The 23378-nt window shown below is 39.9% G+C and carries 22 protein-coding genes; 10 read left to right on the forward strand and 12 right to left on the reverse strand.

What is annotated here, in order from left to right; all coding sequences use genetic code 11:
• Positions 1 to 48: 48 nt before the first annotated feature.
• The 4 genes from EKM69_RS05170 to EKM69_RS05185 are packed head-to-tail and all read right to left on the reverse strand — an operon-like array spanning position 49 to position 3474.
• Complete coding sequence (locus EKM69_RS05170) at positions 49 to 717, reverse strand: ABC transporter permease (protein ID WP_125708820.1); 669 nt, start codon at positions 715 to 717, stop codon at positions 49 to 51.
• Positions 717 to 1640, reverse strand: a complete 924-nt coding sequence (locus EKM69_RS05175; protein WP_125708822.1) for an osmoprotectant ABC transporter substrate-binding protein — start codon at positions 1638 to 1640, stop codon at positions 717 to 719. Before EKM69_RS05175 ends, EKM69_RS05170 begins: the two co-directional genes overlap by 1 nt.
• Before the next feature lie 2 nt (positions 1641 to 1642).
• The gene (locus tag EKM69_RS05180) at positions 1643 to 2278 is read right to left on the reverse strand and encodes an ABC transporter permease (RefSeq protein ID WP_125708824.1); all 636 of its coding nucleotides are present in this window, start codon (positions 2276 to 2278) and stop codon (positions 1643 to 1645) included.
• Positions 2275 to 3474, reverse strand: coding sequence for a betaine/proline/choline family ABC transporter ATP-binding protein (locus tag EKM69_RS05185; protein WP_125708826.1), 1200 nt, complete (start codon positions 3472 to 3474; stop codon positions 2275 to 2277). The genes EKM69_RS05180 and EKM69_RS05185 overlap by 4 nt, the downstream gene beginning before the upstream one ends.
• A 78-nt stretch (positions 3475 to 3552) precedes the next feature.
• On the opposite strand from EKM69_RS05185, the gene EKM69_RS05190 reads away from it, so the two are divergent.
• On the forward strand, positions 3553 to 3918 hold the full coding sequence (locus tag EKM69_RS05190; protein ID WP_125708828.1) for a DUF488 domain-containing protein: 366 nt from the start codon (positions 3553 to 3555) through the stop codon (positions 3916 to 3918).
• 98 nt (positions 3919 to 4016) lie between these two features.
• Positions 4017 to 4868, forward strand: a complete 852-nt coding sequence (locus tag EKM69_RS05195) for a helix-turn-helix domain-containing protein (protein ID WP_125708830.1) — start codon at positions 4017 to 4019, stop codon at positions 4866 to 4868.
• Between the two features lie 499 nt (positions 4869 to 5367).
• Here EKM69_RS05195 and EKM69_RS05200 read toward each other — a convergent pair whose 3' ends face one another.
• Together EKM69_RS05200 and EKM69_RS05205 are read right to left on the reverse strand one after the other, a co-directional pair.
• A complete protein-coding gene (locus EKM69_RS05200) occupies positions 5368 to 6123 on the reverse strand; it encodes a TerC family protein (protein WP_404825399.1) in 756 nt (251 codons plus the stop codon).
• Between the two features lie 683 nt (positions 6124 to 6806).
• A complete protein-coding gene (locus tag EKM69_RS05205) occupies positions 6807 to 7556 on the reverse strand; it encodes a TerC family protein (RefSeq protein WP_191988683.1) in 750 nt (249 codons plus the stop codon).
• 270 nt (positions 7557 to 7826) lie between these two features.
• On the opposite strand from EKM69_RS05205, the gene EKM69_RS05210 reads away from it, so the two are divergent.
• From EKM69_RS05210 to EKM69_RS05225, 4 genes are read left to right on the forward strand one after another with little or no spacing between them, the layout of a single operon-like run.
• Positions 7827 to 8906: an ABC transporter ATP-binding protein gene (locus EKM69_RS05210; protein ID WP_125708836.1), complete on the forward strand. Its 1080-nt coding sequence runs from the start codon at positions 7827 to 7829 to the stop codon at positions 8904 to 8906.
• Positions 8899 to 9843, forward strand: a complete 945-nt coding sequence (locus EKM69_RS05215) for a carbohydrate ABC transporter permease (protein ID WP_125708838.1) — start codon at positions 8899 to 8901, stop codon at positions 9841 to 9843. The genes EKM69_RS05210 and EKM69_RS05215 overlap by 8 nt, the downstream gene beginning before the upstream one ends.
• Positions 9843 to 10670: a carbohydrate ABC transporter permease gene (locus tag EKM69_RS05220; RefSeq protein ID WP_125708841.1), complete on the forward strand. Its 828-nt coding sequence runs from the start codon at positions 9843 to 9845 to the stop codon at positions 10668 to 10670. Before EKM69_RS05215 ends, EKM69_RS05220 begins: the two co-directional genes overlap by 1 nt.
• On the forward strand, positions 10670 to 12028 hold the full coding sequence (locus EKM69_RS05225; RefSeq protein WP_125708843.1) for an ABC transporter substrate-binding protein: 1359 nt from the start codon (positions 10670 to 10672) through the stop codon (positions 12026 to 12028). Before EKM69_RS05220 ends, EKM69_RS05225 begins: the two co-directional genes overlap by 1 nt.
• A gap of 483 nt (positions 12029 to 12511) precedes the next feature.
• Here the strand turns inward: EKM69_RS05225 and EKM69_RS05230 are convergent, their stop codons facing one another.
• Both EKM69_RS05230 and EKM69_RS05235 read right to left on the reverse strand, forming a co-directional pair.
• Positions 12512 to 13681 carry an iron-containing alcohol dehydrogenase gene (locus tag EKM69_RS05230; protein WP_125708845.1) on the reverse strand — a complete coding sequence of 390 codons (1170 nt, stop codon included), beginning with the start codon at positions 13679 to 13681 and terminating at the stop codon, positions 12512 to 12514.
• Positions 13682 to 13849: 168 nt separating this feature from the next.
• Positions 13850 to 15217 (reverse strand): Nramp family divalent metal transporter, encoded by a 1368-nt coding sequence (locus EKM69_RS05235; protein WP_125708847.1) that lies wholly within the window; start codon positions 15215 to 15217, stop codon positions 13850 to 13852.
• A 228-nt stretch (positions 15218 to 15445) separates the two neighbouring features.
• Here EKM69_RS05235 and EKM69_RS05240 point away from each other — a divergent pair, with 228 nt between their 5' ends.
• Positions 15446 to 15916 (forward strand): hypothetical protein, encoded by a 471-nt coding sequence (locus tag EKM69_RS05240; protein ID WP_225423842.1) that lies wholly within the window; start codon positions 15446 to 15448, stop codon positions 15914 to 15916.
• Between the two features lie 396 nt (positions 15917 to 16312).
• Here the strand turns inward: EKM69_RS05240 and EKM69_RS12270 are convergent, their stop codons facing one another.
• From EKM69_RS12270 to EKM69_RS05250, 3 genes are all read right to left on the reverse strand, one after another.
• On the reverse strand, positions 16313 to 16483 hold the full coding sequence (locus tag EKM69_RS12270; RefSeq protein ID WP_164505856.1) for a hypothetical protein: 171 nt from the start codon (positions 16481 to 16483) through the stop codon (positions 16313 to 16315).
• A 174-nt stretch (positions 16484 to 16657) separates the two neighbouring features.
• The gene (locus EKM69_RS05245) at positions 16658 to 18268 is read right to left on the reverse strand and encodes an ABC transporter permease (protein ID WP_125708849.1); all 1611 of its coding nucleotides are present in this window, start codon (positions 18266 to 18268) and stop codon (positions 16658 to 16660) included.
• Positions 18269 to 19186 carry an ABC transporter ATP-binding protein gene (locus EKM69_RS05250; protein WP_125708983.1) on the reverse strand — a complete coding sequence of 306 codons (918 nt, stop codon included), beginning with the start codon at positions 19184 to 19186 and terminating at the stop codon, positions 18269 to 18271.
• A 188-nt stretch (positions 19187 to 19374) separates the two neighbouring features.
• Between EKM69_RS05250 and EKM69_RS05255 the strand changes: the two genes are divergently transcribed.
• Positions 19375 to 19977: a TetR/AcrR family transcriptional regulator gene (locus EKM69_RS05255; protein WP_125708851.1), complete on the forward strand. Its 603-nt coding sequence runs from the start codon at positions 19375 to 19377 to the stop codon at positions 19975 to 19977.
• 93 nt (positions 19978 to 20070) lie between these two features.
• Positions 20071 to 20721 carry a signal peptidase I gene (lepB, locus tag EKM69_RS05260; protein ID WP_125708853.1) on the forward strand — a complete coding sequence of 217 codons (651 nt, stop codon included), beginning with the start codon at positions 20071 to 20073 and terminating at the stop codon, positions 20719 to 20721.
• A 9-nt stretch (positions 20722 to 20730) separates the two neighbouring features.
• On the opposite strand, the gene EKM69_RS05265 is transcribed toward lepB, so the two are convergent.
• A complete protein-coding gene (locus EKM69_RS05265; protein WP_125708855.1) occupies positions 20731 to 21621 on the reverse strand; it encodes a DMT family transporter in 891 nt (296 codons plus the stop codon).
• Positions 21622 to 21974: 353 nt separating this feature from the next.
• Between EKM69_RS05265 and EKM69_RS05270 the strand changes: the two genes are divergently transcribed.
• The gene (locus tag EKM69_RS05270; RefSeq protein WP_125708857.1) at positions 21975 to 23255 is read left to right on the forward strand and encodes a cation:dicarboxylate symporter family transporter; all 1281 of its coding nucleotides are present in this window, start codon (positions 21975 to 21977) and stop codon (positions 23253 to 23255) included.
• Positions 23256 to 23378 lie beyond the last annotated feature (123 nt).

Genomic DNA, 23378 nt, shown 5'->3' on the forward strand with positions numbered 1-23378 from the left:
TGATAAATGCAAACAAATAGCACTCAAATATTTTGAGTGCTAAAAAAGTTATTCTTCAGTTTTATAATAACCGGTTGGTTCAAAATGTTTTTGCAATAAGCCGATCACTAAATCAGTCACGATGGCCATGATGGCAGTTGGTAAAGCACCAGCTAAGATCAATGGGGCACCGTCAGTCGCATTAGTACCACGGATGATCAAATCACCCAGACCACCTGCACCGACGAAGGCACCGATGGCTGTGTTACCAATAGCCACGACCATGGCAGTTCTAATACCCGACATGATCACTGACATGGCCAAAGGAAGTTTGACCATGTACAGCATTTGAAATGGCGTCATACCCATACCTTTGGCGGAGTCGATCGTATTCGGGTCGACATTTTTCATCCCGGTATAAGTGTTTTTTAAAATCGGTAGTAGTGAATATAAGAAAATCGTCACGATAACCGTATTAACGCCTAATCCTAACCACAGCATGATGATCGAAAGCATCGCTAGGGAAGGGACTGTTTGGATGACGTTGGCGATACTGATGATAAAGTCACCCAAGTGGAAATGATTTGCCATGTAGATACCTAAGGGGATACCTACGATGGCTGCCAGCAAGACCCCGTAAAATGAAATGAGGAAATGACGGCCAAATTGTTCCAGCAAGTACATGCCGTTATGAGTAAAGTAAAAAACCAATTGGTTCCAGAGCGGCTGGTTAGCCATTATTTATCACCTCGAAAATAGTTATGTTTATTTAAGAATTCTTTTGCGACGTCAGCAGGCTCACGTAAGTTGTTATCAACTTGGTAATTCATATCTTGCATCGTCGAAACAGAGATCTTGCCATCAAGTCGGTGTAACAGTGGCTTCAATTCGGGATATTTTCTCAACAAGGAATTGTTGACGACCATACTAGTATCGTATGGTGGGAAAAAGTTTTTATCGTCAGGTAGGATCTTTAAGTTATAACTCTTGATCCGGCCATCAGTCGAGTATCCTAAAACAGCCGACATCTTCCCGGCAGCAACCGCCGAGTAAACTAGACCGATCTGCATTGGATAAACTCGCTTAAATTTAAAATCATAAGTCTGCGCAAATGGCTCATAGCCGTCATCGGGACGATTGATCCAAATGTTATCGGCACCAATATTTATTCTAGATGCGATATTTTTCATATCACTGATCTTATGCAAATTGTATTTTTTAGCAGTCTCTCGGGTCACTAACATATTGTAAGTATCCGCGAAACCATAAGTTGGCATCCAAGTTTGGTCGAATCGTTTCTTATAAAGCTTAGTTACGACCCGATTAGCTTTTTGCTCATCTTTGATCGGTGCATGATTCAATGTGGTGATCAATTCGTTACCAGTAAAGTTAGCTGAAGCAATGTCAGCGTCGCCGTTCATTAATGCTTGGTGAACTAATTGACCAGAACCTAAGTTGTTCACGATCTCCGTGTTGTGATCCGTTTCGTGGGAGATCAGTTGCATGATGATCTCGGCTAAGATCATCGATTCAGTCGTGGAAAGACTGGCAACTTTGATAGTATCTTTGGAAGTTGAGCCTAGACCAGGCCAGCCACAACCAGAAACGAATAGTAGTAAGGCAATACTTATGAGGGTAAAAATCTTTTTAATCTTTTTCATGATTACGCCTCACTTCTCTTCGTAGCTGGAGTGATCCGTTTTTCTAGTTTGCCGAGTAAATAATCAGCTAAGATCGCCAAAATGGTAACTGGTATTGTACCACCGATGATCAAGCTAGGGTTGTACAAGTTTAAACCATTGAAGATGAAATCACCTAGACCACCTGCACCGATGTAAGATGCTAAAGTTGACCAAGAAATTACATATATAGTAGAAAGACGTACACCAGACATGATGATCGGCATAGCCATCGGGATTTCGACTTTCAAGATCGATTGCATGGTCGTCATACCCATACCTTTGGCAGCATCAACTAAGTTACGATTGACTTTGGCCATTCCAATGTAAGTGTTTCGTAAAATTGGTAATAATGAATAAATGAATAAAGCAACGATCGAAGGTAGTTTTCCGATCCCGAAGATCGGGATCATTAAAGCTAGTAAGGCTAGTGACGGGATCGTCTGCAGCATACTAGTGATCGACATGACGTACTTGGCCGTTTTAGGAAAACGAGTCAAGAGAACGCCTAGAGGAACAGCAACGATGACACCTAAAAGGATCGAAAATCCGGCGATGTAGATCTGTTCCCAGGTTTTGATGATTAGTTCTGAGCCATGAGAATTGAGAAAGCCGATCATGCTTTTTCACTTCCTTCAGTAATTGAAGCAGGTAAGTTAGCGTCTTCAGGATTTTCCAACTCGTCTTTACCCCAAATGGCGTCAAAGACGACGTTAACTAACGAAGCGCGGGTAACGATACCGATCAATGTATTGTCTGAATCGACTACGGGCACGTATTTGTAGCCTTGTTTCAAGATCCGTTCCGAAGTATCTCTTAAATAAGAGTTAGCACGCACCTTGATCAAATTATTGGCATAAATATCGGAAACCGAAAGGTCTTTAGCATAATGATCATTGATCGTTTCCAGATCGATGTAACCTTTCAATTTCTTACTGTCATCAGTAACTAATAGTGAGTCAACGTGATGACGACTCATTTCCCAAATAGCCTCAGAAAGCGATTTTCCTAGGGTAATGTGGGCTGGGTTCTTCGACATGATATCGCCAACTGACAACGTATCTTGTTGAGCTTGAAGCAAACGCTCTTCACCTAACAAGTTCTTAACGAAGTTGTTAGCTGGGTGTTGTAAGATGTTGTCCGGAGTATCATCTTGGATAACTTTACCGCCGTCTAAAATTACGATATGAGTGGCTAGTTTTAAAGCTTCATCCATATCGTGAGTAACGAAGACGATAGTTTTTCCAAGGGTTTCTTGTAAATGTTTAACGAGATCTTGGAGATTATCGCGAGTGATTGGATCAAGCGCACCGAAAGGCTCATCCATTAAGATGATGTCTTGATCGGCAGCCAAAGCTCTAACGACACCGATCCGTTGTTGCTGACCACCAGAAAGTTCAGCTGGGAACATATCCAAGTAGTTTTCGGGAAGTTCAGCTAGTTTGATCAATTCGCGTGCTTTTTGATCCATTTTTTCTTGAGACCATTTTAGTAATTTTGGTACGAGAGTGATGTTGTCCTTAATAGTCATATGCGGCATTAAGCCGTTGTTCTGGATAACATATCCGATGGTACGACGCAGTTTAACTGGATCGTATTTTTTGATGTTCTTGCCCTTAAAGATAATAGTTCCTTTAGTGGGTTCCAACATCCGATTAATCATACGCATAGTTGTAGTCTTACCAGAACCAGACGTACCAATAAAGCAGACGAATTCTCCCTCTTTGATCGTGATGTTGACGTCCGTTACAGCAGCACGACCACGATAAATCTTTGCTACATCCTTAAAAGAGACGATTTCTTTAGCAGTAGCCATAAAACCTCCTATAATTATATTATCGTTTGTTATGATACAATTATGTGGTAATTAATTCAAAAGAGGCACAGTTATATTATGAATAAAATCATCGTTAAACGTATATATGACAAGGAATTGCCAGAAGGTTATAGAATTTTAATTGATCGGGTTTGGCCCCGCGGAATGTCGAAAGTACGGGCTCAATTGGACCTTTGGGCCAAGCAGATCGCACCCACTCCCGAGCTTCGAAAGTGGTTTTCACACGACCCAGAAAAATTTCCAAAATTTAAAGAAAAATATTTAGAAGAAATAAATAAAAACGATTACACTGAAGAATTCATCCAAACAGTCAAGGATGCTTTGAAGGATCAAGACGTTCTACTACTATATGGATCAAAAGAACAAAAGTATAATAATGCAGCCGTCTTGATCGACTTTTTGAATGAGGCAGTAAAAGAGTAGTAATGACAAAATAATGAAAATGTTAGCTTTTTCCAATTGAATTACCAATTTTTCGCTATTATAATATTAGTATTAAGCAACAAGTTGGGAAGACATATATGGAAGAATTTGATATTGAGGCATTATTGTCCAGCAATGAAAAAACATTGATCCGCCTTCTTGAAGATTATGCAACGACCAACCATATTGTGATGTATGTTGTCGATAATGCAGGCGACCTTCGTTCAGGTATTTTTGGAAACGTCAATCGTGACGGAATTTTTGCGCAACTGACAGAATTGAAGAATATGAATGAAATAGCTAACAAGCACGTCGAGTACAAGCTAGCTTACTCCGATTCTTCATTGAGAATTGCTTCGATCGGTCAAATCATCGGACGAGTTTGTTGCGTAAGTCCAATTTCGCAAGCACCAACCAATGGAACAGGCTTGTTAACGCAACAATTACGCGAACACAGCGACTTTTTAAAACGCTTGATCGAAAGCATGAGTCGCATTTTGATCGACAACCACGGGATCAGCTCATTCATGATCAAGTATCCAGTCGAAGTCGATGACATCATCGATGAATTAAACGACGAGGACAATCAAGCACTACAACAACTGAAAAAGCTATCGACCTCAAACGAGGCCATCATCTCAGCCATCGAATACATCGATGAAAACTTGGATAAGCATCTAACACTAGATCAAGTATCGAGCAAAGTATTCTTGTCCGACTACTACTTTAGTAAGCTGTTCAAGCGCGAAACGAAGCTGAGCTTTTCGGTTTATTTGAACGCCCGTAAGATCCAAAAGGCTATGATCATTTTGAAGCAGACTAGCCATAGTATTAGTGAGGTTTCGGATGAGCTTGGGTTTACTCGGATCAGCTATTTTAGTCAGACTTTTAAGAAGTATACAGGGTATACACCATCGGAGTTTCGCAACGGAGAGTTTCTTGAGATTTAGTTTTGTTGGAGGTTGATTCCCGGTTCTGGGAGGGTTCCAGGAATTGCGCCGTGGCTTCCTTGGTCGTTCGGTGGCGTAGCCACCACCAAGAACCAGTTGCGCAAGTGCGCCAGCACTTACGTTCCTTTATTCGCGGCTGACGGCGAATTTTTTCCACCCTCCCAGAACCTAATTTGGAATAAACCTGCTTTTTTGGTGGGGGTACGGTACTTATTTTTTCTTGCTAAAATTGTTTTGGTTGGGTTATAGGTACTTACTTGTTTTTCGTCCTAGGAATTTGGTTGGTCTATCTATCTGTTTTATTTTGTTTGGTAGATTGCATATTTTGAAATTCAAGTTCAAGGTCAAAAAATAAGAAAAACAAAGACAATATAGTTTAAATGACTTAAGGTCAAAACCGAGTTTTATGTTGGGTTTGGCTTTTTTATTTTGCTTTGAAATTAAAAAGGCAATGCATTCTGGAATTTTTTCCAGTGCATTGCCTTTTGTTTTTGTTTTATTAGTTTGTTTTGTTTGCTTTTTTCTTTTCGTTGAAGTGGTGTACTACTAGGGTTACTGCTATTGCTCCTATTAGTACGAAGACGAACAAGATGTTTGGGATGTGGATGTTGATTGCTGGGATGGTTAGGAATAGTTTTATGGCTATGAATAAGATTAGGAAGTAAGCCATGTCTTGTAATTCTGGGATTTTCTTCATGAATCTCATGATTACTTGTGCAATTCCACGCATTGCTAGGATACCGATGATTCCACCGATCAGTACGATTACCGGATTTTCGGAAATGGCTAGGGCAGCTAATACTGAGTCGATCGAGAAGACGATGTCCATTAACTCGATCGAAATAACTACTTGCCAAAACATTGAGATCCGGATGTACTTTCTCCAGCCTTTAGCCTGAGGTTTTTCCTTCGGAACTTCAGGATTCTTAGACTTTTTCTTTTCAAAGAAGAAAAACTTCACGGCCAGGTAGAACAAGTAAACAGCTCCGAAAGCTTTGATCCACCAGAAGTTAATCAAGTAAACTCCTAGACCGATAACGATAAAACGGAAAATATAAGCTCCAACTAACCCATAAAAAAGCGACTTCTCTTGTTCCTTTTTAGTAGGCAAAGTTTGAGTTTGTGCTGCTAATACCACGGCGTTATCCACCGACAAAATACACTCCATAACAACCAAAGACAAAATCAAAAGCCAGTCACTACCAGAAGTAATAACTGTCTTCCAGTTATTAAGGTCAAAAAAAGGTGCGTACATATTAATCAGTACATTCAATTAAAGATATTCCTCATTTCATATTATTGTGTCTAGAATTATACAGACTCGGAACCAAATAATCCAAACAAATCTCCTAAATATTATTATTTAGTTAAGAAAAGAAAAAGGAATTCCATAAAAGATGAAAAGAAGAAAAAGAACTTGAACAATGAAAACAAAGCAGATTATTTTCAAAGAGAACGATAGGAAAATATTCGAAAGATAATATCATTGGATCTTTGATTTTATTTTTAGATCTTACTAACTAAGATAGAAAATGAGATAGACAAGTGAGAAATAGGACGAGCAAAAAGTGCCAATTTGTAGACAATAAATCGGTAAAAACCAAAAAAAAGGGGGTGTTGCACTATCTAGACGGAGGGGCCCGGGGATACAGCCCTCAGTGGTGAAATTTCACTTGGCGACGAAGGAGCTTAGTGAAAGGTGCAGTTTTGAAACAAGCGAGCGTACTTTGCTCGATTGGTTCAAAATGTGCCCACCACGTTCCAGCGGCTGTATCCCCGGGCCCCGGAGTCGGCAGTGAACCACCACACCAATCTACTACTTCTATCCCACCAAACAAACATCAAAACATCCACCAAGCAAAACGCTCCTCGTCTGCCAAAAACTCTCTCACCTCAAGAAAAAAAAGACCCTGGAAAACAAACCAGAGTCTAAATCATCTACTTACGTGCCGATCGATGTGCACGATAAAAATGCACAATCAAAGTAACAGCAATAGCACCCAATAAAACAAAAACGAAAACAGTATTAGGAATATGAATATTGATAGCAGGAATCGAAAGGAACAGCTTAATAGCAATGAACAAAATCAAAAAATAAGCCATATCCTGCAACTCGGGAATCTTGTTCATAAAACTCATAATAATCTCAGCGATACCTCTCATAGCCAAGATACCGATCATACCACCGATAAGAACGATAACTGGATTCTCTGAAATAGCTAATGAAGCTAAAACAGAATCGATCGAGAAAACAATATCCATTAGTTCGATAGAAATAACAACTTGCCAGAAGGCAGATATTTTAATGTATTTCTTCCAACCACGTGGCTTAGGTCGCTCAGATGGAACTTCAACTTGATTGCTCTTTCGTTTTTCAACGAAGAAAAATTTAATTGCTAAATAAAATAAATAAATTGCACCAAGTGCCTTGATCCACCAGAAGTTGATCAAATAAACACCAAGACCAATGACAATAAATCTAAATATATATGCACCGATCAAACCATAGAAAAGTGACTTTTCTTGTTGGACTTTATCTGGCAGCGATTGAGTTTGAGCCGCAAGTACCACGGCGTTATCAACCGAAAGTAAACATTCCATAATAACTAAAGAAAAAATAACCATCCAGTCGTGACCTGATTCGATCACGGTTGCCCAGTTGTGAAGATCAAAGAATGGAGCATACATGTTAATTATTGCATTCAATCAGTGTGTTACCTCACTTTATATTTTAATTTAGAAACGTAGACCATTTCTTAATTCCATCATACTAAATTTTAACTTTAATTGGTTAGAATTTGATGATTTTTCAAAAAATATTATCTTTCTTTTGATTTTTGATTGAAAATTCATTCAGAAAATAAATTGGTAATTTACACAAAATTTACAAGAAATAGATTATATCTATACATCCGAAATGCATACTATGGCTATTGAATGTCATGGAGGATTTTTATTATGTCGACAATTTTAAAGAACGTTACGAAACAATATGACCAAGATAAGAAGGTCTTGGATAATGTTTCAGCTGAGATCCAAACTGGAGAATTTTTTGTGATCGTCGGACCGTCTGGTTGCGGAAAGAGTACTTTGCTACGGATGATCGCCGGTTTGACACAGATCTCTGAAGGAACGATCAAGATCGAAGACCGTGTGGTCAATGATTTGTCGCCGAAAGATCGTAACTTGACGATGGTTTTCCAAAGCTATGCTTTGTTCCCATTTTTGAGCGTCTGGGATAACGTAGCTTTTGGGTTGAAAGCTCGAAAAGCTGACAAAGCTGATATCGAAAAACGTGTTAATGACGCTTTGAAGATGGTCAACTTGGAAGAATTGCGTGACCGTAAGCCTCGTGAATTGTCTGGTGGACAACGTCAACGTGTGGCGCTTGCTCGTGCTGTTGCCAGTGATGCTAAGATCTGCTTGATGGACGAACCGTTATCAAACTTGGATGCGCAATTGCGGATCAAGATGCGTCAAGAAATTTATGCATTGCAAAGAAAGCTAGGTCTAACTTTGATTTATGTTACTCACGATCAAGTTGAAGCTATGACTATGGCTGATCACATCATGGTCTTGAACGATTCAAAGATCCAACAAGTCGGTACTCCAGAAGAAATTTATCAACATCCTGCTAATGAATTCGTGGCCAGTTTCTTCGGTGTTCCACCGATCAACATTTTGCCTGCCCAAAAGGTCTCTGAAGCAATTTTGCAAGTTAATAGTGATTTTGAAGTTACTTTACCTCATCCAATCGCTCACGCAAACGTCCGTGTCGGGATCCGTCCAACTGATATGAAGGTCGTTGACAGTGATGAACTACACGCTAACGCTACTATCAAAGCTGTTGAATTCTTAGGTAATGAGAAGATCGTTCACGCTAAGATGAGCCATGGCGGTGAAGTTTCAGTCATCGTCAGCAGCGAAGAAGTTTTCCAACCTTATCAAAACGTTGAGATCACTGCCGATTCTGAATTCTTACTTTTTGATGTTGATGGTAAAAATATTACTAACAAAGGGGCTGTAACTCATGCTTAAGTCTCCGACAACTGAAGAAGCCATTGAAAAGAAACAAGCTTCTTCGAAGAAAAGATCCACTTTTAAATTAAATGCGAATGATAAGTATTTTTCACTATTATTTTTAGGACCATCACTTTTGATCTTAGGACTATTTGTTTTTTACCCAATGATCAAGACTTTTTACATCAGTATGTTTTTGACTAATACCTTAGGGAAGACTTCGGTCTTTGCTGGATTCAGTAATTATGCAGAGTTGTTGACTTCACCGGATTTCTTGAACAGTCTGGTCGTGACGTTAGCCTACGTCTTGGGTGTGACATTCTTTACTTTGGCCATTAGTTTGTTGCTGGCTAATTTAGCTAGCAAAAAGCTGCCTGGTATCGGTATTTTTAGAACACTTTATTCAGTGACGATGGGTGTTTCAGTTTCCGTTGCTGCAATTTTCTGGCTATTTATTTTTAATCCTTCAACTGGTTTCTTTGCCATCATTGCTAACGCTTTGAAATTGACACCGATCAATTGGTTGACTGATCCTAGTAACGCCATGTGGGCCGTTATTATTACGACAGTGTGGATGAACTTAGGATTTACTTTCTTGATCCTCTTAGGTGCGATTGAATCTGTTCCCCAAACTCTTTACGAAGCTGCCAGTGTTGAAGGTGCTTCACCTCGTTTCCAATTTTTCAAGATCACTTTACCGATGATTTCACCGACTTTGTTCTTTGTTTCAACGATTACGATCATCGATGCCTTCAAGAGTTTTGGATTGATCGACTTGATCACTAAAGGTGGACCAACCAACGCTACTAACATGCTCGTTTACCGAATTTATAAGGACGCTTTTTACAGTGGTAACTATGCTCAAGCTAGTACCGAAGCTATTATTTTGACTGTGATCATCGCCGCCTTTACACTGCTTCAATTCAAATTTTTAGAGAAGAAGGTAAATTACTAATGGCTGAAAACAATAAGAGTTTGCCTAAACGTATTTTGACTTACGTGTTACTAATTGCTTTAGCATTAGTGATCCTAGCACCATTTTTCATCGGTATTTGGACTAGCTTTTTGCCAACGATGAACATTGCCAAAGGTGATCTGTTCAGCACTAATTTGTCATTCGACAATTACGTGGCTGCCTTTACGAAGACACCTATCTTGAGATACTTAGCTAACAGTTTTGTTATTTCGACTTTGACGATGGTCGCTCAATTACTATTTTGTTCAATGAGTGCTTACGCCTTTGTTTTCTTGAAGTTTAAAGGTCGTAACATTTTGTTCGGTTTGTTCTTAGTTACGATGATGCTTCCATTTGAAGCACAAATTATTCCTAACTTTCAAACAGTTAAATTCTTAGGAATGCTTGATAACTATTCAGTTTTGATCGTGCCATTTTTGACTTCAGCGTTCGGTACTTTCATGTTGCGTCAATCATTTAAACAAACTCCAGCTGAGTTGAAAGAAGCTTCTGATATCGAAGGTTTGAACCATTTCCAATTTTATTGGAACGTAGTTTTGCCTTATAACAAGATCAGCATGATCACTTTAGGAGCATACAGTTTCTTAGGTGCTTGGAACCAATACTTATGGCCAATGTTGACGACTTTTAGTAACAACTCAAGAGTGATTCAAAACGGATTACGTCAGTTGCAATCTGAAGAAACATTCAATGACTGGAGGATGATCCAAGCTAGTGCTGCTATCATCGTTATCCCAACTATCATTGTTTTGTTCATCGGACAACATTATTTCAAGTCAGGTCTAAATGAAGGAGCGGTTAAATAATGAAAAACACTAAGAAAGTTATTCTGCCGCTAGTTTTAGTCATTGGAGCAATCTTAGTAGCGGTATTTAGCAATATCTTGACGAACCAATCAACAGCTAGTTCAAATCATAAGACGCAAATTGTTTTTTGGCATGAACTAGGTGGACCTTCAGAGGATGCTTTAAAAAAAGTAGTCGACGGCTTCAACAAGTCACAAGATAAGTATCAAGTAGTTCCTAAGTATCAAGGGACTTATGACGAAGCTATCCAAAAGATCTTACAAACACACGGATCAAGTACATCGCCAGCAGTTTTCCAAGCTTTCGATATTTCAACAGCCCAAATGATTCACAGTGGCTTCACAACACCAATACAAGACTTCATAGATAAAGACGATAGCTTTGACGTCAACAAGATTTCACCGGTAGCTAGATCATTTTATTCCAACGGCGGTAAACAACAAGGAATGCCATTTAATACATCACAACCAGTGTTGTACTACAATGCAACACTCTTGAAAAAGTACGGCATCACACCACCACCAGTTTCACCAACTTATAGTGATATCACTAGAGTTGCTAAAGAACTCTACGAAAAGTCTGACCACAAGGTCAAAGGGATGACCGTGCAAGTTTACGGTTGGTTCATGGAACAAGCCTTGGCCAACTCTGGAGCTTCACTAGCTAACAACAACGACGGTCACACTGGAAATCCAACTGAAGTAAACTTAAACAATCCAGCTTCAGTTAAGTTCCTCGAATGGATCAGAGAAAATATCAAATCAGGCGACTTCATCGACTACGGTTCAGGTGCCAGTGCTGGTGCCAACCAAACAGCCGGATTTTTGGCAGATAAAGTTGGCATTTTCATCCAATCTTCCGCAAGTATTGGGCAATTAACAGCCAACAACAAAAATGAACTAGGTATCACATACTTCCCACATCCAGATGGTCAAAAAGCCAACGGAGTAGCCATCGGTGGTGCAGCACTTTGGATCTCAAATGACAAACCAAAAGAAGTCCAACAAGGTGCCTACGAATTCATCAAATACGCCTTGAAGCCAGAAGTACAAGCACAATGGCAAAAAGACACAGGATATTTAGCATTAAACAAAGACTCACAAAAATCAAAAGTACTACAAGATCTATACAAACAAACCCCAGCAGCCAAAGTACCAGGCCAACAACTAGCAACAGCCAAGCCAAACTACTACAACTCAGGGATCCTAATGGAAGGCATGCAACTAACACGCCAACTAGAAGAAATAGCCATGGAAACAGTCTACAACGGCGGCGACATCAACAAAGCACTAGACAAAGCCGATAAAGACATCAATGCAAATCTTCACACCTTGAATAAGGCAAATGGGTATAAGTAAATAAAGAAGACGATGAAACAAGTAAGAAAAATGTTTCATCGTCTTTTTATGTCCAGTAATTTAGAAATATAATGTTTTAATAAAATGAACTTCACCATGCACTTGCACTAACAAACACCAAAGCAAAGTGAGATAGACAAGTGAGAAATAGGAAGAGCAAAAAGTGCCGACTTAACAAACAAAAATCGGTAAAACTAAAAAAAAGAGAGTTTTGACTTCCACAATCTAGGTGGAGGGGCGGGGCGCTATATGGGTTCAGTAGCCAAATTATTCTTAGCGGTTTACCGCTTAGAATAAGACTCGTATTTGAAATGCCCGAGACGGTCCACCTCGGGTAGTTCAAATCGATGTCGGCTACGTTCCAATCCCATATAGCGCCCCGCCCCGGAACCGGCAGTGAACCACCACACCAAACTACTACCACCATCTAAACACTATAAAAATAAAAAAAGCCAGGACTCTAAAGTCCTAGCAAATTTAATACTATTCTGCGTCGTATGCTTTTTGGAACAGCTCGACAAGCTCTTCCTTGTTACCCTTACGAGGGTTAGAAAAGGCATTACCATCCTTTAAAGCATTCTCAGCCATAAGCTCAAAGTCTTCAGGCTTTGCACCAATAGCTTTAATACTACGTGGGATACCAACATCATCGGCCATTTGTCTCATGGCTTTGATTGACAATTCTGCAGCATCACGTGTTGATAGTCCAGAAATATCCTCACCCATAGCAACGGCTAGTTGAGCGAATCTTTCAGGATTTGAAACGATGTTGTATTGTTCAACGATTGGTAGAAGAATTGCACAACATACACCGTGTGGAGCATCGTATTGACCACCTAGTTGGTGAGCCATTGCGTGGACATAACCAAGATCAGCATTGTTGAAGGCCATTCCACCAAGCATTTCGGCTTCGACCATCTTCGTACGTGCTTCAACGTCATGGCCGTTTGAGTAAGCTTCACGTAAGCTTTCTTCAACTAGTTTGATACCTTGGAGACATTGAGCGTCAGTGATTTCGTTTCTGTTAGTTGAAACGTATGGTTCGATCAATTGAACGAATGTATCCATACCAGTTGCGGCAGTTAATTTCTTAGGAACGTCTAACATTAACATTGGATCGTTGAATGATACTAGAGGGATGTTTCTCCATGAAACAACAACGAACTTAAGATGTGTTTCTGTATTTGTGATAACACAGTGTCTAGTAAGTTCTGAACCAGTACCAGCAGTAGTATTAACAGCCATCAATGGTGGTAGGGCATTTTCGAGTGTTTCGATACCAGCAAGTTTTGTGATATCGTCGCCGTTTGTCAAAATGATACCAGTACCTTTACCAGTATCGTGAGCAGAACCACCACCGACAGTGATGATACCGTCACAGTTATTGTCTAAGTAGACTTTTTTAGCTTCTTGAATGTTTCTAACTTTAGGGTTAGGTTCAACACCATTGTAAATAGTGTATTTAACACCGGCAGCTTTTAATGAATCGAGTGTTTGGGCAACAGGGCCATCTTCAACACTTTCCAAAAATTTATCAGTAACGACTAATGGGTTAGTCATATTTAACATCTTGGCGCGATCACCAATTTTCTTAATAACGCCAGCTCCAAAAAAGTTAACACTAGGCATTAAGAAATCGAAATTTTCTTTCATGATAGTTCCTCCTCGCTTTATAGGAACAGTTTATATATTCATGAAAGCATTTGCAACGATATTGTTAATTATGTAACTAATTGAGCAAGATTTTACAATTCATTGTCAAAAATTAATTGAGCAAAAAAAATATACGCCAAATATGACGTATATTTTTTAATATTTTGACTATGCACCTGGGAAGATTGTTGTGTAAATCAACCAGATATTTAGGATAGTTAGGATAATCGCAATCAAATATCCAAGATATTTCACCGCAGTATTATTTTTAAAGTCACTCATTAGACCTTTATCACTTGAATATTTGATCAATGGGAAGATTGAAAATGGTAAGGCAATACTTAGGAAAACCTGTGAAAATGTTAACAGTTCTTCGATTTTTGCTTCGTTACCATTGAATACGACCGCAAAGATAATAACTGGAATGATCGACAAGAGACGAGTAATAACACGTCTTGCCCAAAGTTTCATCTTCATGTGGACGAAACCTTCCATAACGATCTGACCAGAAAGTGTACCAGTAATAGTTGAGTTTTGTCCTGATGCCAATAGGGCGATAGCGAACAAAGTACTCAAGATCGGACTAGCAACTGCTCCGGCGATCTTAGGATCTTGGAGGGCGTTGTAAAGATCAACGAAACGTCCTAGATCACTGTTAGTACCATAGAATAAAGCTGCACCAAGAAGTAAGAGCAATGTATTAACGATGAAAGCTAATGTTAGTTGGATGTTTGAATCCCAAGTTGAGAAACGAACTGCACGTTTAACACTGGCTTTGTCATGTCGATCATACTTACGAGCTTGGGAGATCGATGAGTGCAAGTACAAGTTATGCGGCATAACTGTTGCACCAACGATACCTAAGGATAGGTAAAGCATGCTTTGATTTTGTAAAATTACTGGATCAGGAATGAATCCTTGAACCATAGGTCCTAATTGTGGCTGTGCCAAGACAACTTCATAAGTGAAGACTGCCAAGATAACGAAGATCAAGCAAGCCACGATAGCTTCGATCTTTCTAAATCCTAGTTTCATTAATAGCAATAGTAATAAGACGTCAAATGCGGTTATTATAATACCTAATAAGACTGGAATATGGAATAACAGTTTCAAGGCAATAGCCGAACCGATGATCTCCGCGATATCGGTCGCCATGATGGCTAATTCGGTGATGATCCATAAGAAGAATCCACCGGTTTTACTAGTGTTTTCACGAGTAAGTTGGGCTAAATCCTTTCCAGTAACGATCCCCAGCTTTGCTGACATGTATTGTAGCAGCATTGCAATCAAACTAGAAATTAAGATAACTGTTAGTAGTTTGTACTTGAATTGAGCACCACCAGCGATCGATGTGACCCAATTTCCTGGATCCATGTATCCAACGGCGACTAAGGCTCCTGGACCACTATATGCAAGAAGGGTTTTGAAAAAATTTGCATTAGCGGGAACGTCGACCGTGTTATTGATCTCTTCTAGTGAAGGACCGTTGGCATAATGGATAAGGCTTTCGTGTTTTTGTTCATTTTTTTCACTCAAGCTTATTTCCCCCTTTTTTCATCTCATGACATCATAACACCCTAACAGCAGATATAAAACCCCTTGAATAAAATATTTAGGCTGGGCTAAATTTGTGAATTCTAATATATTAATTTCACAATATTTTATCAAAAAATTCCGATATAATTTTTCTGAAAAATGAGGCAATTGTTTGAATTCCCTTCACAGGTAACTTACAATTAAGGTACGAGGAAAGGAGCGATAGAGATGATGGATTCAATTATAATTTTTATCGATGTCGTCTTCCTAATAGGAGCCATTTTTAGTATTTATTGGCAATCACAAATCGAGATCAGATCAACGTACAAGCTGTCTACACTGATTTTTGCAGTGTTCGTTGGTGCTTGGCTGATGATCTCACCTGTGAACCGGTTGCCATACATTTTCATGGTGGCTGAATTTGTTACATTGACTATCATGAATGGTGTCGGTGGAATTGGTAATAAAAAAATTATCTTGAGTGGTTTTTATTCAGGAGTGTTAGATTATTCACAAATCGTCCATGTTACTTTGATTCCTATTGAGTTGCCTGGCCAGGTGGAGCGGGTTGCGGTTATTTTTAATACTAACCGTGCTGCTCAGATCCAGCTCAATTTTAAGCGATCTTATAAGGAGATCGAGAAGTTTTTGTCTGATAAGCTTGGTAAGGATGTTGAGGTTGAGATTGGGCAGGTTTAGTTTATTGATGTTTTGATGTTTGGGCTCTGATTGATTTTTTGATCTGGAGCTTTTTTTTGTGCTGGTAGTTTGGGTGGAGGTTTGTTCCCGGTTCTGCGGAGGGTTCCGGGAATTGCGCCGTGGAACGCTGCGGACCCACTTTGAGCTATCCAAGGAAGATCGCCTTGGACATCTCAAAGCTGGGTCTTTTCGTAAGCACGGCCCATGCCGTGCAAACGAAAATTTCGCGGCTGACGGCGAATTCCCTCCACCCTCCGCAGAACCTAAGTTGGTACAAACATTCTCTTTTTGTGTGGGGATACGGTACTTATTTTTTCTTGCTTATGTTGTTTTGGGTTTTACTCTGCTACCGTTTCTTTTTTTCTCTATCGGGCCTACGTACTTCTTCCTATCTTGTTAATTTATGTTTTCCTCTTCATCGGTTGCTACTTCATTTCGGTTATTTATTGTTAGTTCAAGACCTTTTGTGTTTTTTTCTGGGATTGCTCTGGTCTTGTTTTGGTGGTTGGGGTGGTTGCTATCCTTTTTTTTCATATTTTTCTTGGAAGTATTAAGACCTTTTCTCATATTTGAAGTAATTTTAATGATTTTTTTGAGTTTGGTTATTTTATTTTATTGATATTTTTTTGAATTTTGTATTTAAAAAGGCGCTGCATTGGGATTTTTCTCTTAAATCCAATGCGGCGCCTATTTTGTTTGATTTCTTTCTTTTTTTATTCTTTTCTTATTCTTGATCTTTTTTTACTTCAAATCTCTTCTTGTGTACCCAATGTACCCAATGCCAAATAATATTACGGCTATTGCTAGTTGCCAGATTATTGTTTCTGGGTCAGCGGTTTTTACTGGTACTTGGGCTATATAGCCGAAGGGGGTTAGTTTTTCTGGCCAGTCTGGTAGTTTTAGTAGTTTGCCGAAGTATTGGATTATTAGGGCTGCTGTTAGGTATAGGTAGTTTAGGATGGATAGTTTTGGAGCTGTTCCTATTATTGCTGCGGTTAGGCCTAGCATTATTAGGGTTGGTGAGATGTAGGCTGCGTAGGCTTTGGCGAAGGTTTTTAGGGGGAGTGGGTCTTTCATTGAGTAGACTCCTCCTAGATATAGGCCGTAGAGGGTTGCTGCTAGTACTAGTAGGGTGGTTATTGTTGCTACTGTTATGGCGTTTAGATAGAGTTTGCTTCTTCCTACTGGTTTGGCGTGAACCATTTCTAGGTAGCCTTTGTTTTCGCTGGTTTTTAGATCGTGGATGGTTTGTATTCCTGGGATCAGGGATAGGACGGCGAAGATTATCATTAGCATGCTGATGAATTGCTTGATTATGGCTACGTTGGCTGAGTGGATGGCGGATTTTCCTAGCATTTGTTCTAACGCTGGGTTGGTTTTGATGATGTCGCCGATGTCACTGAAGATCGAGCCGTAGGTGAAGCCTAGTATTAGTAGTCCGATGGTCCAGACTATTATGGAAGTTTTGTGTAATTTTAAGAACAGGCTGAAGGTGCCGTTTAAAAAAACCGAGGCTTGCTTTTTACCTGGTCTGGTTGCTATTAATCCGGCGTTGACGTCTCTTTTTGAGTTGATGAAAAAAGCTAATGCAAAGGCAATGATGGTGAAGATGATCATTAATAAGACTGGGGTCCAGTCGTTGTTTTTATAGGTAGAAAACTTTTCGACCCAACCGAAGGGAACCCACCACGTTTGTTTAGGGTCGGAAATGTCGGTCGTCATTCTGGCGATGTACATGATGCCAAATACTAAGTAGGACAAGATCGTGCTACTGCGGGCGTTGTCCACGATCTGTGACATTAGGGCAGCGATGCTGGAAAACATTAAACCAGCAAAACCTAGTCCTAATCCTAATAAAAAGTTTCCGTTGAGGTCAGTTCCTGATAAGTTGGCAACAGATAGTCCGAGTGAATATAAGAGTCCGATGCCCAGATTTAAGATGATAGCTTCGATCATGGTTGCGCCTAACAAACTGAGTTTGCCGACGGCATGAGCTCGAATGATCTCGGTGATGCCTGTTTCTTCCTCTCCGCGGAGGTTTTTGATGACGATGGAGTAATTCATCACGACGGCCATGATCGCCATGAAAACGGTCATTTCTGCTGCAAAGATGTCAGCTGAGGTTGATACTCCACTGGGCATCTTTCCGAACAGAGCGGTCATCGCGGGTGATTTCAAAGTTTCCATCACTGAATCGATTGCGGCTTGATTGCTATAAATACTAGTAAACTTGGCAGCAATAGCCGTGAATAAACCAGCCATAGCGACGGCCCAGATGGTTAGTTTAAGCCAGTTTTTTCGCAACGAAAACCGCGTTAAAAAGGCTGTTTTGGTAAAGTTGTTGCTCAGCATTTATTTTCCCTCCGCAATATTTTCTTCGCTCGTGTCGTAGTAACGCATGAATAAGTCTTCTAGCGTTGGTGGAGTCGACTGGAGCTCAACGATTTGCCTTTGGGCCAAGTAGTCGATGACTTCAGGCATCTGTTCGGTATCAACGGAAAAAGTTTGTCGACCGTTAGGCTGGTCTTCAACGTTGTGGACGCCGTTTAAGCTAGCTAGTTCGGGAGTGTCATCCATCGTTTTAAAAGTAATAACCGTTCTGGTTAGGTGGCGCATTTCCGCCAAAGTACCCGTTTCGACGATCTGACCGTCGCGAATGATCCCGATCCGATCACACATTTTTTCGACTTCAGATAAGATGTGACTCGACAATAAGACGGCCTTACCTTGTTTTTTCAGCTCTGCGACCGATTTTTGGAAGTATTCCTCGTTCAAAGGATCGAGTCCAGAAGTCGGTTCGTCGAAAATATAAAAGTCTGCTTCGGTTGAAAAAGCAGCAATCAAGGCGACTTTTTGCCGGTTACCTTTCGAGTAAGTCCGAGCCTTTTTCGTTGGATCGAGTTGGAAACGTTTGATCAGTTGGTCAGTCTTGTCAGAATGCTTGTCACCGGATAGTTTTAAGAACAAGTCGATGATCTCGCCACCGCTCAAGTTTGGCCACAAGTAGACGTCACCAGGGACATAGGCAATTCGTTTATGAATGGACACGGCATCCTTGAAGACGTCCTGGCCAAAAATCGTGGCGGAACCGGCACTGGCCTTTAATATTCCCAGTAAAGTCCGGATGGTCGTGGATTTTCCGGCTCCATTGGGTCCGATGAATCCAAAAACTTCACCAGGATAGACGTCGAAAGTGACATCCTTTAATGCTTGGAACTTACCAAAATTTTTTTGTAAATGTTCGATGTGTAAAATTGGCGTTGTCATAATAATCTCCTCTAAAAAATGAAATATCCTTCTTGAATAGTTCACTATTTATCCGTATAGTAAAACCAGATGGAAGGGCTGTCAACTGCGAAATAATGGGAAACTGAACTATTTTGGGGTGAAAAATTACAAAGTCATTATTGACGGTTTTATAACTGAAATATTTCGAAAAAATTATTTAGGAGAAAATTATGAATGGAAATGAAAAAAGAAAGAAAATCAAACGTGAACAAATTTTAGTTGCAGCACAACAGCTGTTGATGGCCCAGGGATATAAGAAAACATCGATCGCCCAGATTGCAAAAGAAGCAAATGCTTCTCAAGTTACGTTGTACAAGTATTTTTCCAGCAAAGTCGATCTCGCTCGTGAGGTAGTCGTGAAATTGATCCTTGATGGTTACGCTCAATATTTTCAAAAGCTCGATGATTCTTCGATGACCTTCATTGAAAAAGTTGAATCGATGACAGAAAGCAGTATCTCGATGTCGGGGGACATGGATAACGATTTTTTCGAGTTTATGGTGGCAGAATTTCAAGGCAAGAATGGCGACACTCGGGTGATGGAAGAGTATCAATCGTTGAAAATAAAGTTTTGGAAGACTTTACTCGATCAAGGACGGGCCGAACACGTCATTAGTGACGAGATCACCGACCAAGGAGCTTTGATCTACCTCGATATGTATGTCGGTTACGTGATGAGTCCTGATGGAGCCTCATACATCAATGCCATGGAGATGAAAAAACATGCTAAGGAACTCGTTCATATGTTTTTTTATGGAATTTTAGGAAAATAAGTCAAATATGATTAGAACGATAATTATTTTCTGTGCGAAAGTAGTATTATTAAACTGAAAAAATAATTAAATACTACTGATCGAGGTCATGGGATGAAAAATCATCGTTGGCGGTGGACGCGTTCTTGGAAAAAGATTTCGTTATTAGTTTTATTCGCTATTGTGGTAGTAATGAGTTGCAGTTTTTTTGCCTTTCAGTATTTATTTTCGAAAAATTACGTTTCGGGGCCGTCGATGCAACCGAATTTCAACAATGGCGATCACGTCATTGCCCTTCGCAATGCTTCGATCAGCCGTGGTGATGTGGTCATCATGAAAGCACCGGATAAAAAAAACTCGCTTTATATTAAGCGAGTCATTGGATTGCCAGGAGATAAGATCAAGTCGCAGGAAAACGGCTTTTTTATTAATGGTAAGAAGTATGAGCAAAAGTTCTTCGACCCCAACTCGAAGTTGCGGGAGAAGCTCTACACGCCATATGCTGGCATGCCATATACTTATACGTATATTTTTTCCATCGAGTCACTGGCCCAGACCCCTGATTGGCAAAAACGCTACAGTAAAAAGTATTTAAAAGTTTTGCAAAAACAAAATCGGGTCCCGGAACACAACTACTTCGTCCTCGGTGATCATCGGACAGTTTCCAACGATAGTCGGATGTTTGGCTTTGTCAAAGACTCACAGATCGTTGGTCGCGTGGCTCTGAAGTATTGGCCACTTAGCGATTTCACTTTTTACGGGTAGGTTGAATGATCACGACTTTGAACCGATCGATTGCAAGAAGGCAGTAGCAAGGATGAAGATCCCACCGATTATTTCGGGGGTGGAGATCGGTGTGCTCAGCAGAGTGACTGATAAAATCGTGGCAGTTAAGGGCTCAAAAGCACTCAACATTCCAGTCGTTGATGGTTCGATGTGTTGCACGCTTTTTAAATATAATAGGTAGGCGAACATAGTCCCGAAGATGACTATGAAAATTACCGATAATATTTCGCTGAGAGTTATGTGACTGACTTTGGTAGTAACGACAACTGGTAAGAAAGGGATGCTTCCTAATAGCATGGCCCAACCAACTACCAAACGGGCGTCTAGTTCATGAAGCAACTTTCTGGGAATCAAAGTATACGATGCCTGACTTAACCCGGCTAACAAGCCCCAGATCAATGCTAGCGGAGCCAGTGCCAACTTATTGAAGTGACCTTGGGTAACTAATAAGAAAGTTCCAAATAGCGCTAAGGCGATAGAAATCAAGTCGATTCGACGTGGCATTTTCCAATTAGCGATTGCTAAGTAAATGATGATGAACAATGGTCCTAAAAACTGCAAAACCGTTGCTGTGGGCGCATTGCCATATTTAATAGCCATGAAATAGGCCAGCTGTGAAGGCAACATTCCTAAAAAGGCGAAAAATAACAAGGTGATAGCTGATGAACGATTTTTCCAAATTGAGAAAACCTTTTTCCCGTCGGAGATCCCGTACCAAATCAGCAGTAATGATCCGGCAAAAAACATCCGGATACCTACCAGCCAGAGCGGTGAAATCGATTTATTTGTAAATACGAATTGGGCAACACTTCCGGAGGTCCCCCAGAGCATTGAGCCGATGATGGCAAATAAAATCCCTAAACGTTGATCTTTAGACAAAATAACATCCCCTTTTAACTAGACCAATAAAAATCAATGTTACTAAAATAATATAAAACGCAGCAGCTTTCAAACTGTGTTTTAATAGGTCAATCATCCCTGAAATGGCTATACCAATCATGATGATTAAGCCGCATATTTGAAACAAGTAAAATTATGTCCAATTTAAATTAGAAAAAAATATCCCTCGTGATATATATTAAATTCAATTTTTAACCAGCTGGAAATCCCGAAAACTCGGACTTTGAGTAAGTTATTAAATTAAAGTTATTCTTAATTGATTAAATTATACTAACGGTGGGGAAAATTTTTGATATAATCATAAGAAGTGAGTTTTTTAAGGGGTGTCAAAATTGCAGAAAAAACGTTACTTTAGAATAAGTCTCGGCTGGCAAATCATTATTGGTTTGATCCTAGGTGTTATCTTAGGACAAATTTTTTACCATAATAAAGCCGCCATTCAAGTAATGCAAAACATTGGAACTATGTTCCTAAGCTTAATTCAAATGATCGTGCTTCCTATTGTTATTTCTTGTTTAACAGTTGGTATTGCCAACATGGGGGACATTAAGAAACTAGGAAGAATCGGTTTGAAAACTTTGATTTATTTCGAAGTAATGACGACACTTGCCATTATTATTGGTATCGTCGTTGCCAATATAACTCATCCTGGTACCTTTATTAACATCCATGATCTTCAAAGTTCCGATATCTCACAATATACTGCTTCAGCAAAGACCGCCCAACATGACGGTATTTGGTCAGTATTGATGAGTATCATCCCAACGAATATTTTTGAAGCCATGGGTAAAGGTGAGATGCTTCCGGTTATCTTCTTCTCCGTCTTGTTCGGATTAGGAACAGCTAGCATCGGTGAACCAGGACAGATCATTACTAAGTTTTTAGACGCTGTCGCAAACGTTATGTTCAAAGTAACTAACTGGGTTATGAGAGTAGCTCCAATTGGTGTCTGTGCTTTGATCGGTGTGACAGTCGGTGAAATGGGCTTTGAAGCCTTGAAACCTTTGGGATTATTCATCGTCATCGCTTATGGAACAATGGCGTTCTTCGTCTTTGTTATCATGGCGATCGTCGGTCGGATCTTCCATGTTAAATTTTATGAACTATTCCGCATCATTGAAAACGAAATTGTTTTAGCCTTCACTACAGCCTCATCTGAAGCAGCTTTGCCTAAGATGATGGACAAGATGCAAAAATACGGAGCAACTAAAGGTATTGTATCTTTCGTTATCCCAACTGGATATACCTTTAACCTAGATGGATCGGCTATTTACCAATCACTAGCAGCTCTATTTTTAGCACAAGCTTATAACATCAACCTATCGATCGGGCAACAAATTACCCTAGTGGTAGTCTTGATGTTGACATCTAAAGGGATGGCCGGAGTTCCCGGTGCTTCCTTCGTCGTGTTACTAGCTACCGTTTCAACTATCGGTGTTCCATTACAAGGTTTGACCTTCATCGCCGGGATTGACCGACTAGTCGACATGGGTAGAACCGCCGTTAACGTTGTCGGAAATTCCTTAGCTACAGTTATTATTGCCAAGAGTGAAAATGAATTTGATGAAGAAAAACGTGAGAAATACGTTGCTTCATACACACGTGGCGACTAAATTTATTAAAAAACAGATCATCCAAGTAAAAGGATGATCTGTTTTTTTGCGTTAATAAGCAAGTATGTTGGATTCGTCATCGTAAAAAAACAAAGTTGAACGTCAAAATTTTTCAGTCAAATA

Origin of the sequence: Companilactobacillus zhongbaensis, from assembly GCF_003946515.1 — a bacterium.
Lineage (GTDB): Bacteria > Bacillota > Bacilli > Lactobacillales > Lactobacillaceae > Companilactobacillus > Companilactobacillus zhongbaensis.